General features: G+C 49.5%; 1 rRNA gene. It reads right to left on the bottom strand.

The window, feature by feature from the left end:
• Positions 1–107: 107 nt before the first annotated feature.
• A 5S ribosomal RNA gene (gene rrf / locus HMPREF2756_RS04265) occupies positions 108–226 on the bottom strand.
• Positions 227–303: the final 77 nt, after the last annotated feature.

The following is a 303-nucleotide window of genomic DNA, read 5'->3' as shown; positions in this document are numbered from 1 at the left end:
CACCGGGTTGGGGTTGTTTAGTAAAACCACCGTTAAACACAAAAAGCATGAGCGAAAGCTCCCCACAGGAAACCCCCACCCATACTTACCTCTACACAAAATTTTTATTGCGGCAGCCATCTACTCTCCCACACCCACCAAGATGCAGTACCATCAACACCACAGGGCTTAGCTCACCAGGTTCGAAAAGGATACTGGGCGTTTCCCCCAAGCTATCACCACCGCAAAACCACCAAACAACAACCCACCCCACAAAAATAAAGGGGGCCCAGGCTTGTTGTTTCAAAACTATACAGCGAACGC

It is taken from the genome of Rothia sp. HMSC067H10, assembly GCF_001810635.1.
Lineage (GTDB): Bacteria > Actinomycetota > Actinomycetes > Actinomycetales > Micrococcaceae > Rothia > Rothia dentocariosa.
The sequence above is the reverse complement of the archived record's forward strand: the minus strand, read 5'-3'. Positions and strand labels throughout refer to the sequence as shown.